The 17,434-nt window shown below is 34.2% G+C and carries 15 protein-coding genes; 11 read left to right on the forward strand and 4 right to left on the reverse strand.

Annotated features, from left to right (window positions below; all coding sequences use genetic code 11):
- The first annotated feature begins 87 nt into the window (after positions 1-87).
- From ACNRYB_RS14205 to ACNRYB_RS14240, 8 genes are all read left to right on the forward strand, one after another.
- Positions 88-726, forward strand: a complete 639-nt coding sequence (locus ACNRYB_RS14205) for an NAD(P)H-binding protein (protein WP_473727643.1) — start codon at positions 88-90, stop codon at positions 724-726.
- A 169-nt stretch (positions 727-895) separates the two neighbouring features.
- Positions 896-2,881, forward strand: a complete 1,986-nt coding sequence (locus ACNRYB_RS14210) for a GAF domain-containing hybrid sensor histidine kinase/response regulator (RefSeq protein ID WP_473727644.1) — start codon at positions 896-898, stop codon at positions 2,879-2,881.
- A gap of 75 nt (positions 2,882-2,956) precedes the next feature.
- Positions 2,957-3,322 carry a response regulator transcription factor gene (locus ACNRYB_RS14215; RefSeq protein WP_111423610.1) on the forward strand — a complete coding sequence of 122 codons (366 nt, stop codon included), beginning with the start codon at positions 2,957-2,959 and terminating at the stop codon, positions 3,320-3,322.
- Positions 3,322-4,536, forward strand: a complete 1,215-nt coding sequence (locus tag ACNRYB_RS14220; protein WP_473727645.1) for a tetratricopeptide repeat protein — start codon at positions 3,322-3,324, stop codon at positions 4,534-4,536. The genes ACNRYB_RS14215 and ACNRYB_RS14220 overlap by 1 nt, the downstream gene beginning before the upstream one ends.
- A 1-nt stretch (position 4,537) precedes the next feature.
- Complete coding sequence (locus ACNRYB_RS14225) at positions 4,538-5,359, forward strand: hypothetical protein (protein WP_473727646.1); 822 nt, start codon at positions 4,538-4,540, stop codon at positions 5,357-5,359.
- A gap of 12 nt (positions 5,360-5,371) precedes the next feature.
- Positions 5,372-6,805 (forward strand): glycosyltransferase family 2 protein, encoded by a 1,434-nt coding sequence (locus tag ACNRYB_RS14230; protein WP_129746787.1) that lies wholly within the window; start codon positions 5,372-5,374, stop codon positions 6,803-6,805.
- A 67-nt stretch (positions 6,806-6,872) separates the two neighbouring features.
- A complete protein-coding gene (locus ACNRYB_RS14235; RefSeq protein WP_473727647.1) occupies positions 6,873-7,685 on the forward strand; it encodes an AraC family transcriptional regulator in 813 nt (270 codons plus the stop codon).
- 79 nt (positions 7,686-7,764) lie between these two features.
- Positions 7,765-8,376, forward strand: coding sequence for a DUF417 family protein (locus ACNRYB_RS14240; protein WP_473727648.1), 612 nt, complete (start codon positions 7,765-7,767; stop codon positions 8,374-8,376).
- A 317-nt stretch (positions 8,377-8,693) separates the two neighbouring features.
- Here the strand turns inward: ACNRYB_RS14240 and ACNRYB_RS14245 are convergent, their stop codons facing one another.
- Together ACNRYB_RS14245 and ACNRYB_RS14250 are read right to left on the reverse strand one after the other, a co-directional pair.
- The gene (locus ACNRYB_RS14245) at positions 8,694-11,105 is read right to left on the reverse strand and encodes an ABC transporter permease (protein ID WP_473727649.1); all 2,412 of its coding nucleotides are present in this window, start codon (positions 11,103-11,105) and stop codon (positions 8,694-8,696) included.
- A gap of 4 nt (positions 11,106-11,109) precedes the next feature.
- The gene (locus ACNRYB_RS14250) at positions 11,110-11,820 is read right to left on the reverse strand and encodes an ABC transporter ATP-binding protein (protein WP_129746783.1); all 711 of its coding nucleotides are present in this window, start codon (positions 11,818-11,820) and stop codon (positions 11,110-11,112) included.
- A gap of 286 nt (positions 11,821-12,106) precedes the next feature.
- Between ACNRYB_RS14250 and ACNRYB_RS14255 the strand changes: the two genes are divergently transcribed.
- Positions 12,107-13,456, forward strand: a complete 1,350-nt coding sequence (locus tag ACNRYB_RS14255; RefSeq protein WP_473727650.1) for a sigma-54-dependent transcriptional regulator — start codon at positions 12,107-12,109, stop codon at positions 13,454-13,456.
- Between the two features lie 2 nt (positions 13,457-13,458).
- Positions 13,459-14,793, forward strand: coding sequence for a sensor histidine kinase (locus ACNRYB_RS14260; protein WP_473727651.1), 1,335 nt, complete (start codon positions 13,459-13,461; stop codon positions 14,791-14,793).
- Positions 14,794-15,097: 304 nt separating this feature from the next.
- On the opposite strand, the gene ACNRYB_RS14265 is transcribed toward ACNRYB_RS14260, so the two are convergent.
- Together ACNRYB_RS14265 and ACNRYB_RS14270 are read right to left on the reverse strand one after the other, a co-directional pair.
- Entirely contained in the window at positions 15,098-15,985 is an 888-nt protein-coding gene (locus ACNRYB_RS14265) for a DMT family transporter (protein ID WP_473727652.1), read from the reverse strand.
- Between the two features lie 6 nt (positions 15,986-15,991).
- A complete protein-coding gene (locus ACNRYB_RS14270; protein ID WP_473727653.1) occupies positions 15,992-16,507 on the reverse strand; it encodes a GNAT family N-acetyltransferase in 516 nt (171 codons plus the stop codon).
- A 63-nt stretch (positions 16,508-16,570) separates the two neighbouring features.
- On the opposite strand from ACNRYB_RS14270, the gene ACNRYB_RS14275 reads away from it, so the two are divergent.
- Positions 16,571-17,434 carry a LysR family transcriptional regulator gene (locus ACNRYB_RS14275; RefSeq protein WP_473727654.1) on the forward strand — a complete coding sequence of 288 codons (864 nt, stop codon included), beginning with the start codon at positions 16,571-16,573 and terminating at the stop codon, positions 17,432-17,434.

A 17,434-nucleotide genomic window follows, 5' to 3' on the forward strand; every position in this document is an offset into this window, starting at 1 on the left:
GGCTGTCACTTTGGTGCCAGCCTTTTTTTTAATGCTCCGTCATATCGGTAACAATCATTATATTTACAAGACAAAATTCCGAACATTATGAAAGCATTGGTAATTGGAGCTACAGGCGCAACAGGAAAAGAGCTGGTTGATCTTCTTTTAAAAGATAATAATTATACAGCAGTTTCAATTTTTGTGAGACGTTCAACAGGAAAATCACATCCAAAACTCAGAGAACATGTTGTTGATTTTTCGAATGTCAATTCATTTCAGGATTTAATTATGGGAGATGCTCTTTTCTCTTGTTTAGGAACAACGCTGAAAGATGCAGGTTCAAAAGAAAAACAATGGAAAATCGATTATGATATTCCTGCCAATTTTGCTGCTGTGGCAAAACAAAATAATGTAAAATCTATGGTTTTAGTTTCTTCTTACGGAGCCTCGGCAAAAAGCAGCGTATATTATTCTATGATAAAAGGAAAACTGGAAGATTATCTTCAAGGACTTAATTTTGCTCAATATATTATTTTCAGACCAGGCCCTTTAATTCGTGAAAACACAGATCGTTTAGGCGAAAAGATTTCAATTAAAGTCATAAAGTTCTTCAATGCGATTGGGCTTTTCAAAAATCTGAAACCTATAACAACTGCTTTTTTAGCTGAGAAATTAGTAAAAGCAACCGAAACACTTCCAGAAGGTATGACAATACTTGAATTAAACAGTATTCTTAAATTGTAAAGAAAGTTTGTTGTTAATGATGTAAAGAAAAATTGAATTAGAATAAGATTAAGTAGTCGAAAAAGTAATACTTAAGTCTTGTAAGGTATAATTTTATAATAAACTCCCTGCTGAAAAAGGGCTTTTAGACTAATTTGCTTTACCTTTATACTTTTACTACGCCGAAGAAATGAATACGAATTACCCCATTCCAGAAAACGAACTACAGCGTTTAGCAGCCCTAAAACGTTATAATATACTTGACACACTTCCAGATGATGCTTTTGATGATGCCACAAAGCTTGTAGCTTATATCTGCGGTGTTCCAATTGCTCATATTTCTTTTATTGATGAAAACAGGCAATGGTTCAAATCCGAAATTGGAATAGGGGTTTCTGAAGTGCCGCGCGAAATCTCTTTTTGCCAGTATACCATCTTGGACTCTAAAATGACAGAAATAAACGATACTTTACTTAATGATCGTTTTAAAGATGATCCTAACGTTACTGGAGGTTTTAATATACGATTTTATGCAGGTGTGCCGCTTACAACGCCAGATGGCTATAATATTGGAACTATATGTGCTATTGATCATGAGGCCAAGGTATTGAATGAAAATCAGCGTAATGCACTTTCTATTGTGGCTAAACATGTTATTACTTCATTGGAATTAAGCACAAAAAACAATCAATTGTACACGCAACGAAAAATCGCAGAACGAGCGGTTTTGGCAAGAGATAGTTTTTTAGCCAATATGAGTCATGAAATCAGGACGCCTCTTAATGCAATTATTGGTTTTACAGATCTGCTGGCACAGACAGAACTCGATGATACGCAGCGCGATTATATTGGAAATGTTCAAATTGCAGGCGAAAATTTACTTTTGATCGTAAATGATATTTTGGATTTGTCTAAAATGGAATCTGGAAATTTGCCAATCGAATCCGAACCATTTAATTTGAAGAAAACCCTCAGACATGTATATAGTTTGCTGAAAGTAAAAGTGCAGAAAGAGGTTGAGTTTGATCTTTTTCTTGACGCTGAATTGCCAGATATGGTGATTGGAGATCAGGGAAGACTCAATCAGATATTGGTAAATCTTATTGGCAATGCACTTAAGTTTACAAATGAAGGAGAAGTGACCGTTTCGGTAAAGAAAATAGAGGAAACAGAAGATAGTTATTCATTTAAATTTTCTATAAAAGACACTGGAATCGGAATCCCAAAAGATAAGCTTGAAACTATTTTTGAACGTTTTACGCAAGGCGAAGAAAGTACCACACGCACATTTGGAGGCACTGGACTTGGACTTAATATTGTAAAGCAACTTGTAGAGCTTCAGAAAGGAGAAGTTCATGTAAAAAGCACTCTAAATCGCGGTTCTGAGTTTTTCTTTACGCTTTCGTATAAAAAAACGAATTTAGAGGAAAAAGAAGTCAAGACAGTATCTAAAAATGATTTAGGAAATCTTAAAATTTTGCTTTGCGAAGACAATGTTTTAAACCAAAAGCTTGCAAAAAGCGTAATTAATAATTTTGGATTTGATTTGGATATTGCGCAGAATGGTGAGGAAGGCATCGAGCTTTTGTCTCAAAATAAATATGATTTGGTTTTAATGGATTTGCAGATGCCTGTTAAAGACGGCTACCAAACCACAGAATACATACGAAATGAGATGAACTCCAATATTCCAATTATTGCCATGACAGCACATTCTCTGGTAGGAGAGCAGGAGAGATGTTACAAAGTGGGAATGAATGGTTATGTGCCAAAACCCTTTAAACAGTCTGTTCTTTTAAAAGCTATAAAAACGGTAATGTCGCCAGATGCTGACTCGCATCATAAGAGAATTATTGATATGTCTTTTTTGGATGAAATGTCTGGAGGTGATCCCGAATTTATGAAGGATATGATAGGTCTTTTTATTGAAAAAATTCCAGCTCAGTCTGCGCAGTTAGAAGAAGCATTTAAGAATACCGATTACGACAATGTAAAGAAACTGGCGCATAATATGAAATCGAGCATGGATATTTTTATGCTGCAAGATTTAAGCAATTGTCTGTCGATTATCGAAGAAGAAGCATCATCTGGCAAATTTACCGGCGAAACATTAGATAAAGTAAATATTTTTAGTTGCGGAATCGAGGAAGTCGTTAAAATTTTAAAAGAGTTATGATATAAGGGAAATATACAGTAGCTTTATAGTAATGATGATATGATTTAGTTTGTCCCAAAGAGAAAAAATTAAAAAATGAGAATTATTGTAGCCGAAGATAATGATATCCTACGCAAATCGTTGTCTTTTTTCTTAGAGTCTAAAGGATTTAGTATTGACCAGTTTTCTGATGGTAAAGAGGCGCTTGAAGCGATCGAAAAAGAGAACTATGATTTAATATTAACCGATATAAATATGCCGGGAGTAAGTGGGATGGAAATTACCCAACATGTCAGAGAGAACCTTAAATCTGACATTCCTGTTATTATATTGACTTCTTCGGGTGTTGAACAGACCGAGCTCGATTCTTTTGATATTGGAGCAAACGAATTTATTGCCAAACCCGTAAGTCCGGCTGTACTTTTAGTGAGGATTAACAAATTACTAAAAACCCGAATCTGATGAAGTTTGTATATTATTCTATTTTCCTGCTTTTTATTTCTACAATTGCAATTGGCCAAGAAATCAATGTTGATGAAACTCTGGCAAATGCAAGGCGTGAAGCCGAAAAAGAAAATTATGATAAAGCATTGTCGCTGATAGAACCCCTTCGCGCAAAATATCCTGAAAACGAGGATGTGCAGACTTTTGCAGGACGAATTTACAGCTGGAAAAAGGATTATAAAACGGCTATAAAGATTTTGTCTCCCATGGCAGACAGAAACAATCTCAATCCTGAGGCATTGCAAGCACTTATAAATGTGTATTTCTGGACAGAAGATTACGAAAAATGTATTTCGTATTGCGATAAATATCTTGCTATTGATCCAAAATCTGTTGAGGTTTTAAAAATTAAAGCCACTTGTCTGGAAAAATTAAATCGAGATCAAGAAGCGTTAGATTTAATAGAAAAAGCTTCTTACATTGATAATAGTACTCAAGCCTTTAGTGGAATACGCACACTTATTGGACGTAAAGCAAAAAATACAGTTTCGGCTTCCTATTTAAATATCTCGACATCAGATCCTGGTCAGCAGCCATTTCATTATGGATATGTTGAGTATTCGCATAAATTCAGCAAATCGGCAATCGTAGGAAGAGCAAATATTGGAAATATCGGGAGCGAAACCCAAATGCTTTTTGAAACCGATTTTTATCAAACCTTTTCAAACAAAAGCTATTTGTATGCAAATGCAGGAGTATCAACAGGAGAAACTATATTTCCTGTAGCCAAAGCTGGTTTAGAATATTATTTTAAGCCACAGAAACATTTTGATTTTTCTCTTGGAGGAAGATTTATGCATTTTGATACAGACGACATTACGCTGCTTACAGGACAAGTTGCCTATAATGCTGGAATTTATACTTTTGCCTACAGACCTTATTATGATATTTCGAACGAACTTTTTTCTCATGTTTTAAGCGTTCAGCGCGTAAATGAAGAAAAAGAACGCCTAATAAGATTGGAATTGCAATACGGAAATGTTCCGTATCTGTATCTCTACAATAATTTTACGCAGCCATTAAAAGCCTATCGTGTCGGACTTCAATATCAGCATCGTTTTGGAGATTCGTTTTTTGTGCGTCCTATTTTTCTTTATGAATATGAAGAATATATTCCTAGCGAATACAGAAATAAGTTTAATGTGCAGCTAATTGTAACAAAACGCTTTTAAGATGACAGAATTCTGGGAACTATATAAAAATGGCCAGTGGGAAGTCCCTTTTCTCACGTTTTCCATATATCTGTTCGTAGCGGCATCATTTATTCTATATCTCATTATTGTAGGAAGCAGAAACAGCAAAATTAAAAAAGAAAGACTTAGTAAAGAGTACAGTACAACGATAGACAAAATAATGTCGGCTGTTATTTTTGAGAATGTTCCGTTTTCTGAAATTAAAGAAGACAAAAATTTTCTAGTACTTTTTGATACTTCTTTTTTTAGAGAAGTTTTGACCGAATCGCTTATCAATTTGCATAAAAACTACGAAGGAATTTATGCTCAGAAATTAGAACAGTTTTATAAAGATTCTGGATTAATAAAATCTTCGTTCCGAAAGCTTAAAAGTCTGAAATGGGAAGTAAAATGCAAAGGAATTACCGAACTGGCAGAGTTTAATATTAAAGAAGTATTTGATCAGATTATTGGTTATTCCAAAGCCAGAAAAAAAACATTGAAGATTGTTGCCCTAAATGCCGCTATCAAACTTGAAGGAACCGAGAGCATAAAATATTTGGTAGACCATTCAGATCCCATAGACGATTGGATGCAGCTAAATATCATTGGCGCTTTCAAAAAACACGATATTGGCGATACAGTTGGAATTGAACATTTGCTGGAATCGCAAAACATGACAGTGGTTACGCTTGGATTAAAACTGATTAAAGAGCTTAAATTGTCTCAGAAAGTTCCTCATGTGGCGCAATTGGCATCTCAAACAACAAATGTAATCATCAAATACGAAGCGCAGAGTATTTTACAGACCTTAACAGCATAATTTTAAGAAAAAATGACTTTTTTTAATACGGAAATATCGTGGTTTTTGGATGTATATATACTCCTGATATTGGGTTACGCCATATTAATTATGTCTTCTTATTTAATGTTGGCTTATATTTCTACAAAAGAGCTTAGAAAATATCTAAAACGAAACAGCTTTGTAGATTATGAAGTCTTGCTAACTAGTGAGTTTGCTCCAAAACTTTCGCTTATTGCACCTGCCTATAATGAAGGTCTTACAATTGAAGAAAATGTAAAATCGTTGCTTTCGCTGAATTACAACAATTATCAAGTTATCGTGGTAAACGACGGAAGCAAAGACAATTCGATGGAAATCTTAACCAAAACCTACGATTTGGTTTTAACCGATTTAGACTTTCATCCACAAATTGAAACCAAAAAGATTAGAGGAATTTATACTTCTAGAAATGCAGCTTTCAAAAAACTAATTGTTGTTGATAAAGAGAATGGAGGCAAAGCCGATGCGCTAAACGTCGGACTTAATATTGCTCAAAATCCGTATGTGGTTTGTATTGATGTCGATTGTATTTTAGATAAAGATTCGCTTTTAAAACTCGCAAAACCCTTTTTAGAATCCTACGGAAAACGTATTATAGCAACTGGTGGAGTAGTACGAATTGCAAACCAATGCATCATTAAAAACGGACGCTTGGTCGAAGTAAATGTTCCAGATGTAATGCTGTCAAGAATTCAAGTTTTAGAGTATCTGAGAGCTTTTCTTTTGGGAAGAATGGCTTGGGGAAAACTAGACGGATTGTTGTTGATTAGCGGCGCCTTTGGTGCTTTTGATAAAGAAATTGCCATACTTTCTGGCGGTTACAGCACCAAAACGGTTGGAGAAGATATGGAACTTATAGTAAGAATGCGCCGTTATATGCTGGATAATAAACTGCCTTATTCTGTCAGTTACATTCCCGATCCGCTTTGTTGGACCGAAGCGCCTGAAGATTTCAAAATATTCAAAAAACAGCGTTCCCGCTGGATGAGAGGAACTATTGAGACTTTGAGCATTCATCGCAGAATGTTTCTTAACCCAAAATATAAATTACTGGGAATGTTAAGTGTGCCGTATTGGACTTTGTTTGAATTTCTCGCTCCTGCAATAGAATTTATTGGTTTAGTCATTACCGCTATTTTTATAATATTTGGTCTTCTAAACTGGCATTTTTTCTTCTTGTTATTGTTTTTTGTGTATTCGTTTGCAGTTTTGTTCTCTGTAATTGCTTTATACAGCGAGGAAAAAACCTATCATAAATACCCAAAACAAGCCGATTTTTTTAAACTTTTAATGGCTGCTTTTATTGAACCTTTTTATTTTCATCCACTTACGGTTTATGCGGCGTTAATTGGCTATAAGGAAAAAATTATGGGAACCAAAGGCTGGGGCGAAATGACCAGAAAAGGATTTACTAAGAAAGAATAAAAAACTAAACTTAGACGGTTTAGTTTTTTTGAAGGAAACAAGAGAAACAAAACCGTAATTTAGTAATATGAAAATCGAATTGCAGCAATCTTCTTTTCTTCAAAAGGAAATCAACGAACCTTATTACTACATTTTGATGTTTGACGGAGAAGCTGTTTTTTCTGTCGATTTAACTAATTATGAATGCAAAGGAAAATGTCTTTTGTTTTTAACGCCGTACCAGTTATTGCAATGGAAAAGCTCTACAGCGACTTTTATTAACGCTTTAAGCTTTCATGGAGATTTTTATTGCATCGAATACCATAAAAAAGAAGTGGCCTGCAACGGAATTTTATTCAATGATATTTATAGCGAACCTTTTGTGACTGTTTCCGATTTTATTTACGAGGAAATCACAAGCATTATGGAAAGAATGAAAAAGGTAGAAGACTCTGAGCGGGATTATGATAATTCGATTATAAAATCCTATTTGCAAGTCATTTTGGCTTTAAGCAGTAAAGAAAAACAGTTGAAAATGTCACCACAGATTCAGGAATCTATTGGAAATGCTGATATTTTGAAGTTTCAGCATTTGTTGGACACGCATTTTCTAGAAGCAAAAGAAGTCGCTTTTTATGCTTCTAAATACAATTTGAGCGTGAATACTTTCAGTAAAAGAATCAAAAAACATTTCGGAAAATCGCCTTCTCAGCTTATCCAAGACCGAATTGTTTTGGAAGCTAAGAAATTGTTGCATTTGACAACCAAAACGATAAAAGAAATCGCAGACGATCTTAATTTTGAAGATGAATTTTATTTCAGCCGCTATTTCAAGAAAAGTGTGGGTATTTCGCCTAAAGAATTCAGAAAAGAAGTCGGCATTTCTATCGTGGCAAAATAGTCCATGAAAACTCCTTTGCGTCCATTTTTATCCAGATAGCTGTAAAGTAATTTTGGTATGTATTTAAAACATAATCAAAATGGAAAAATTTATAAGATTTATTGCTGGTGGACAAAACAATTTTATTCACTTTTTAAGAATTGCCATATTTGTTGTAATGGCTTGGATTGGCGGATTAAAAGCCTTTAAATATGAAGCAGACGGAATAGTTCCGCTTGTCGCGAATAGTCCGTTTATGAGTTTCTTTTATAAAGATGCCAATAAACAAGTTGTGAATGATGACGGAAAGACGGTAAAAGCCTACACACTTTACAAAAACCTCGAAGGCAAAACGGTTGAGAAAAACATCAAATGGCATGAAGCCAACGGTACTTACATTTTTGCTTACGGATTAGGAACTGTTATTGTCACTATAGGTCTATTGGTTCTTTTAGGAATTTGGTTTCCTAAAATGGGTTTTGTTGGCGGACTTCTGACATTCGGAATGGCATTTGTAACTTTATCATTTTTAATCACAACACCCGAAGTTTACGTTCCGAATTTAGGAGGCGATTTTCCAACACCAGAGTTTGGTTTTCCGTATCTTTCAGTTGGAGGCCGTTTGGTTCTCAAAGACATCATCATGATGAGTGGTGGTTTAATCGTAGCTTCAGATAATGCAAAAGAAATTTTAAAACGATTTTATTCTTAATAGATGTATTGTCCTGTAAAAGGAAGACTCAATTGGCAATATAAAATTAAATAGGAACAGAATTAATTCCGTTCCTATTCATTCCGTAGGAATGTCTGATTGGTAGAATTTTTAATGGATTCACAGAATACGTTCCGTAGGAACGTTTGATTATCTTCACAACATGTATTCCGCAAAACAAGTGTCCCTACAGGACACTTTGCAAATACGTAACTATTTTTTTCTACCAACGAGATATTCCTAACGGAATATAATTTCATAAAAAAGCTGCGCAAGGGGCTCAGACTTGCACAGCTTTTTACAAAAACTCAAACTAATTACTCATATTTTAAATATCGCAGCACATCTACTTTTGTTACTTGGTAGGCTTTTGCTAAAACAATCGTCAGCGTTAGAAATAACAACGAAACAAAAGCTGCTAGAAAAGGCAGTATCGGAATTTCAATTCTAGAAGCAAAGTTTTCTAGCCATTTCTGCATTAATAAATAAGCAGGAACAATTCCGATAAGGAAACCAATTATGCAGAAAACCACATACTGTTTGGATAATTCTTTTAGCAAAATATTGGTTTCAGCACCAAGCGTTTTTCTAATGGCGATTTCGCGCAATCTTCTTTCCATAGAAAAAGAAGCCAAAGCAAATAATCCGAAAACAGCAATTAATATTACCACAACATTCAGCAGAGCAAACAAGTTTCTCTGATCTTGGTACTTTTTATAAGTTCGAGCAAAGTTTTTATCTACAAAACCATATTCAAACGGATATTCCTGATCGACTTTAGTTTTCCAGAATTTGTCAATTGCTGCGATCGTTTCAGGCATTCCTTCAGGAGATATTTTGACAGAAACATTTCTCATGTCATTTGACATCCAGTCAAAAGCATTGATATGAAAGAAAATCATTGGAGCGATATTGTACTCCATTCCGACGTAATGAAAGTTTTTAACAATACCTACAACTTTAAATTTCTGCCCACCAAAAGTGATGTCTTGATTTATAGGATCTTTTACCTGAAGTGTTTTTGCGGCAACCTCATTCAATAATGCGCTCGAAATGCTGTCTGTCGCCAATTTAGGGTCTAGATCTCTTCCTTTAAGTATTTTGATGCCTAAAAGGTTCAGTTGTCCAAAATCCATTGGCAATTGTTGTGTAATTACTTCTTTGTTTGATTTATAATGAAGACCTTGCCAAGAATTGTCATTGCTTCCTATAGAAAACATGCCTGCAGAAACTGCTTCAACACCTTTAATTTTCAACAGTTCCTGTTTAATGATTTTATACCTTCCATACTGATTTTTCCCTTTTTGAGGTTTAAATGAAATATCCATAATCTGAGATCCATTAAAACCTAAATCTTTATCTGCCATAAAGTTTACCTGTTTGTAAACAATAAATGATCCTATAATAAAAAGCGTAGCAATAGAAAACTGCAAAACAAGCATTCCGTTTCTGAGCCAAATGCCCCTTTTGCTTCTTGAGAAGTTTCCTTTCAATACTTTAAGTGTTTCAAAATTTGAAATATACACGGCAGGAAAAACTCCCGAAACAATAATGACAAAGATGAAAATCAAGACAAGCTGCAAGTAAAATTGAGTGCCAATAAGCATTAGATTTTTCCCTAAAAACGAATTGTAAAAAGGTAGCGAAAGTTCAACAATAACCATAGCTAGCAGGACAGAAAACAAAGTTATCAATGTGGTTTCAAAAACAAATTGCGCTATAATTTGATTTTTCGATGCTCCAATAATTTTACGCACTCCAACTTCTTTAGCACGTCTTACGGCATTTGCAGTAGCCATATTGATGTAGTTTACAATTGAAAGTATTAAAATTAAGATAGATAAACCCACTATAATTTTTAAGAACTGCAAATTGGCGTTTAGTTCTGGAAAAGCAGAATTTCCTTGATAAAGTCTTGCTTTTGTAAACGGAAGAAGCCTTGATTTTATAGGATCTCCGTATTGTTTAATAAACTGCTCAATTGATAAACCTTCAGCTTTTGCCTGTTTTTTGTAATTATCTTCAAGAAATATTTTATCTAAATTTTGAATTACGGCAGTTGTATCGCTTTGTTTTTTCAACTTAAGCATTAAGCCATAATTAAAACCCCAGTTGTCTTTATTTTTTTCTAATTCCTCTTCAATTATAGGAGTAACGACAGCGGGCATTACAGATGATTTTTCAGGCATTTTATAAACACCTCGAATCATAAAAATCTGGTCGGCATATTTCACTTGTTTTCCCATTGGATTTTCATTCTTGAAAATCTTAGCAGCTGCTTCTTCAGAAATTGCCATACTGTTGCGATCATGAAGAGCCGTTTTGGCGCTGCCTTGAATAAATTCAAAAGGAAAAAAAGAAAAGAAACTTCTTTGAGCCGAAAAAATTTTGTCAACTAATTCTATTTTTCCGTTATACTGAATCGTTTCTTTTGTATAGTAAGGTCTATAATAGCAGTATTGATCTAAATATGAAGTAGTTTCTTTTAGCATTCGACCTGGAACAGGAGAGTTTGTTGTCCAAATATTTCCTCCGCCAAAATCGTTCATTACATTATAAATCTTATCCTTTTCAGGATTCCATTGATCGTAAGAATGTTCGTCGTTCCAGTATAGAATCGCAAAGATTAAACCTGCAATTCCAATACTTAAGCCTAATATATTTAGAACTGTAAAGAATTTGTTGTTCCTAATATGGTAAATAAATATGTTTGTCCAATTCTTCAACATGACTTTAGTAGTTAGAATTTACCAAAACATCAACATTTCTATGATTCACTTTTTCAGAAAGGATTACACCGTCTTTCATAAAAATGGTTTTCTGCGAAAAAGAAGCGTCGTAATCTGAGTGCGTTACCATCAAAATTGTCGATCCGCTGGCATGAAGATCGGTTAACAATTCCATTACTTCGTTTCCGTTTCTACTATCTAGATTTCCTGTTGGCTCGTCGGCCAAAATAATTTTAGGATTATTGATTAAAGCTCTTGCTACGGCCACACGCTGCTGCTGTCCGCCTGAAAGCTGTTGCGGAAAATGCTTCAATCTGTGTGCGATTCCCAAAATTTTTGCCATTTCGTTTACTCGCGATTTTCTTTCAGCAGAAGGAACATTGCTGTAAATTAAAGGCAGTTCGATATTATCAAAAACTGATAATTCGTCAATTAAGTTGAAATTCTGGAAGATGAATCCGATGTTTTCTTTTCTGGCTTGTGATTTTTGTTTTTCCTTCAAACCCACCATTTCCTGATCAAGAAGCTGGTAACTTCCGCTTGAAGCGCTGTCCAAAAGTCCGATGATGTTCAATAAAGTCGATTTTCCGCTTCCAGACGGTCCCATAATAGAGACAAAATCGCCTTGATTGATGGTTAACGAAATTTCGCTTAATGCTTTGGTTTCTAATTCCTCAGTTCTAAATACTTTTGAAAGTTTTGTAATGGTAATCATAATTTGACTGTTTTAATTTTTGATTGATTTTCTTTTAAAATTTTTATGCCCTTCGGAAATGACAGAAACAAGTCTGAAAATTAAGATAAAATTTTTTTAATTTATCGCTATTTATTTTGTTATTTGTACTTCCGAAAGAGGTTAATTATTAATGATTTACAAGTTCTAATGTGATTTTCGTGCCAGTAAATTAAACCTTGTAAACTCCTTATTTTTAAGGAATTATTTTTCGATAAAAATCTAAACTGTCCATGAATGGACACCTTTCGTCCAAAACTGAACAATAATGAAAAAGACCAACGCATCTATTTTAATCATCGACGATCAGGAAGACATTCTTTTTGCATCAAAAGTCTACTTGAAAAAGTATTTTGAAAACATTTATACGCTCAATAATCCGAAAAACATTGTCGAATTATTGGCCAAAAATGCCATTGATGTTGTCCTTTTAGACATGAATTACAGATTAGGATTTGAAGATGGGAGAGAAGGTTTGTATTTATTGAAAGAAATAAAAACGCTTTCGCCTAAAACGGTGGTAATTCTAATGACCGCTTTCGGAAAAGTAGAAACGGCTGTTGAAGGTTTAAAATCGGGTGCTTTTGATTATATCCTAAAACCTTGGGAAAATAAAAAACTTTTAGAATCGGTAAAACAAGCTGTAGATAAAGCTCGAAAAGAACAGAAGAAAAGCAAGGAAGTTGAGATAAAAGAAGAATTTTTTGTTGGAAGTTCTGAGATTATAAAAAAGGCTTATTCGCTCGCAGATAAAGTGGCAAAAACAGATGCAAATGTTTTGATTTTAGGCGAAAACGGAACAGGAAAATTTGTTCTCGCACATCATATCCATTCGCAATCAGAAAGAAAAAATCAGCCTTTTATTGCAGTTGATTTGGGGGCCTTAAATTCTAATATTTTCGAAAGTGAATTGTTTGGTTATGCTAAAGGCGCTTTTACTGATGCTAAAGCTGATACAGCCGGACGATTTGAAATGGCACAAAATGGAACTATTTTCTTAGATGAAATAGGAAATGTACCGCTTCATTTGCAATCGAAACTATTGCAGGTTATTCAGACCAAAACCGTAACAAGATTGGGAGAAACAAAAGCAAGACCTTTGAATGTGAGAATTATTACAGCAACCAATTTGAACTTAAAACTAGAAGTTGCCGATAAAAACTTCCGCGAAGACTTGTATTATCGCATAAATACGTTGGAAATTGTTTTGCCTCCGCTAAGAGAAAGACACGAAGATAAAATTCCGCTTGCTGAATATCTTTTGGATAAAATGATTGAAAAATATAGCCGTGACGAAATCATTTTTGATAAAAAAGTCTTAGAACAGATTGAAAAACATGCATGGAATGGAAACATTCGAGAAATGGAAAATAAGATCGAACGTGCGGTTATTCTTTGCGAAAACAACACCATCACAGTTTCTGATCTGGATTTAGAAACGATAACGCCTTATGAGGAAAACTCAGATGATGTTCAGCTTTCTTCGGTTGAAAAAGCAACGGTTGAAAAAGCACTTCTTAAAAACAACAATAATATCAGTAAAACAGCCGAAGAATTAGGGCTTTCAAGGGGCGCGCTGTACAGACGTTTGGAGAAATTTAATATCAATATCGATTAATTATGCTAAGGACTTTACAAACTTACAAACTCCTTTTTCTACGATTAATTTTTATCGTTATCGGCATCGAATTGTCGCTTTATTTCTTTAAGATTGATTTGCTTTTTACGGGAATTTTTAGCCTCTGCGTGGTTTTTCTGCTGAGTAGAGAAATGTATTTTTATGTTAAAAATATGGTTTTGATTTATAATAAAACCATCTCTTCGATATTGCAGGATGATTTTAGTTCCGATTTTTCTAAACATAAATTCAATAGTACGTATAACGAGCTTTTTACTTTGTATGAAACATTAAAAAACAAGCAAAATGAGCAAGTTACGAGAGATATTATTTACCGTTCGATTTTAAACAATATAGAATCGGGCGTTATTATTTTACAGAAACAAGAAAGCGATTGGAATATTTTTTTAATGAACGATTATTTTTCGAGCCATTTTAATGTTCCGAAAGTTTCAAAGTGGAAATACCTTAAAAATCAGCTGCCATCTTTGTGTGAAATTATCGAAGAAGATGATTTTCATGAAATCAAAACTTCGATAGAACTTAGCATAAATGAACAAAGCAAACAGACGTTTGTTTTGCAGGCCTCACGAACTGAAATTTTCGGGCAGGATTATTTTATTGTTTTGTTAGATTCGATTCAGAATGTGGTGGAGAAAAAAGAAAAAGATGCGTGGATTAATCTGATGAAAGTGATTTCGCATGAATTGCTGAATTCGATTACGCCAATTCGTTCCATTTGCCAGAATTTGGAAGATTTAGTAGAGCAAGATTCGCTTTCAACAGAAGATTTAGAAGATATCAAACACAGCGTATACACCATGCTGAGACGAAGCGATCATTTGCAGAAATTTGTTGAAGGATATCGAAAACTAGCTATGTTGCCTTCGCCTAAAAAAGAAAAAATAGCATTGCAACAGGTAGTTGAAAATTGCATTCAAATTATGAATCCGTTGTTTCGGAAAAGTAATATTGAAGTCATGAATGCCGTTACTCAAAATTATTTGATAAATATTGATTCGCAGCAGATAGAGCAGGTATTAATTAATTTATTGACGAATTCGATTAATGCTTTAGAAAACAGCAATCTGAAACAAATTTCGATTTCGGCCGAAGCCAAGAACAATCGCATTTTTATAAAAGTTTCAGACTCTGGAAAAGGAATTGAAAAGGAAATTGAAGAAAAGATATTTCTTCCGTTTTTTACTACGAGAACTGAAGGAGCAGGAATTGGACTTACATTGTCTAAAAATATTATTGAAGCGCACGGCGGTTATATTTCGCAAAAAAGCGAAAATGGAAAAACGTTTTTTGAGATTTCTTTGATTGAGGATTAATGCTTTTGTTGAAGTTTTTGTTTTAAACACATAGAAACATAGATTTTTTTCTTTATCTAAAAGGTAGTTGAAAGAAACTAGTTTCTAACACATAGATATAAACGATGTCATTTCTGCTCGAGAACTTTGTCAAAGTTTCAAACTTTGACAAAGTTTACGAAAAGTAGAGCTAAAAGTAAAATATTAAACTTATTCCAAAGTTTAACTTTGGGATAACAAGACAGCTATGTGATTTTTAGAAAAGTGAAGCGCCTTTATAAACTCCAATGAGCTATGGTTCTATGTGTTAAAACCAAAAAGCACCTTAGTTTTTTCTAATAAGCATTTTTAATCTTTCACTTTTAAAATTGACTTCAGAAATAATAGTTCCAGCAAAAATCAAAGTTCCGCCCAAAAGCAAACGCCAAGTTAGGTTTTCGCCTAAAATAAAGAAAGCGCCAATTGCTCCAAAAACAGGTTCAAATAAATAAATTACCGCCACACGTTCTGCCGACAAGTAACGTTGTGAAACGTTTGAAACCGTGTACATAAAAGCTGTAGAAAATAAAGCACAATAAATTACGCCCATCCAAAAGGTATTATTTTGCGGAAACCATTCTGATGAAATGTCTGTTAACGCTATTAAAAAAGTAAAAAGCGCACAAAATGCAAACATTGGAACAATGGAATATAAGAGGTTTTTGGTAGCCGAATGTTTTTCAACGGCAATTAAATAAACCGCAAAAGCAAAGGCTCCAGCAATGGTAAATAAATCTCCGAAGTTTATGGTAAATTTATCCTGAATGGCAATAATAAATAAACCGGTTAAAGCCGTTAAAGCAGCAATCCAGATTTTTAGTGAAGCGTTGGTTTTATAAATTGCAAGTTTTAATAACGGAATAATAATTACGGTTAATCCTGCAATAAAAGAGCATTGGGAAGCATCTGTATATTTAAGTCCAACAGTTTGTAATTGAATGCCTAAAAACATTGGAACAGCTAAAATAAAACCTGTTTTAATAGCTTCTCGATTGATGTCTTTCACATATTTCCAAAAAATGATACTCAATACCATTACAGCGAGAAGGAAGCGATAAAATAGAAAAACGTTTAGCGAATAGTTGCCAATTGCCATTTTGGTAACAGAGTAAGATACTCCCCAAAATGCAGTGCCAAGAATTAATAAAAACAATAAAAGTTGTCTTCTTTCCATTTTAAATCAATGCTTTTTCATCATTAAATCGGTTTGTTCGTCATCTCCTAATCTAAAAATATGTGTGTCAAATTGTACGAAACCATTTTTAGTGTAGAAGCTAACGGCTCTAAAATTCTTTTCCCAAACGCCAAGCCACATATAGGTTGCCTTAATTTCTTCGGCGATTTTTTCTGCCTGAGCATATAATGTTTGTGCGACTTTTTTGCCGTGAAATTCTTTTGCGACATAAATACGTTCTATTTCTAAGGCATTTAAATCTTCTTTTTCGGTTTGAGCTTCTGCAGTATTCAATTTCAAATAACCAACGACTTTTTCGTCTAAAACAGCTAAATAGAAATACGATGAAGGATTCTTCAATTCGGCAGTCAGTTTTGCTGTAGCGAAGCTTTCGTCCAGATACTTTTTCATGTTTTCTTCGCTGTTTACATCAGCAAAAGTTTCAGAAAAAGTTTGTCTGCCAATTGATTGAAGTGTTGAAACGTCATCAATCGTGGCTTTGGTTATTTTTAGCGTGTTCATTTTTTATTTCTTTAATGCGTTAAAGGCTGTTTTTTATTCTTTATAAATGCGTAAATTGCATCAATGGATTTACAGCAGATTAAATATTTTTTGGCTTTGGCCCGCGAACTTCATTTCTGGAACACCGCCGGAAAAATGAATATTACACAATCAGCACTTAGCCGTCAGATTCAGTCTCTTGAGAATCAGCTTGGCGTTCAGTTGTTTGAGCGTAACAAACGCAATGTCAAACTAACTGCTGCTGGCCAATTCTTAAAAGAAAAATGGGAGGTAGAAATGAGTAAATTGGAATTTATTCATCAATCTGCCCGCCAGATTCAGTTAGGGGAGAGCGGTACCATTACCATTTCTCATCCCGATTCTATTTCGGCCTCTCTTATGCCCGAAATTTTGTCGCGTATTTCAGAAGCTTTTCCAAAACTAAAAATCAAACTGGTTCAGGTGCTGTACGAGAATCAGCAGGATTTTCTGCGAAATTATAAAATTGATCTGGCGATTACCAGAGATATCAATAATTCAAAAGATATTCAATCTCAAAAAATCTATACCGATCACTTAGCCGTTGTTGTTCCAGAGAATCATCCGTATCAAAAACTTGAAGATCTGACTAAAGAAACCCTCGCTTCTCAGAAATTTATTTTGCCAACCAATGACGAAGGTAGCAGTTACAGCGACCTTATTCAGAGATTATTCAACTCTTTGGAGAACGCGCCAGAAGCTTATCTTCAGTCTGAATTTGGCTCTTCAATAATCGCTTTGGTTCGAAAAGGACTCGGAATTGCCATTTTACCCGATTCGTATGTTTTTCATGAAATACCAGGAATCCGATTTATTAAATTACCTCTAGAAACCGATTTGTATGTCAATTGGAGAACCGAAGATCATAATCCCGTGCTTTCCAATGTTTTAAAATTGATTATTCCATAA

It is taken from the genome of Flavobacterium sp. CR10, assembly GCF_055814415.1.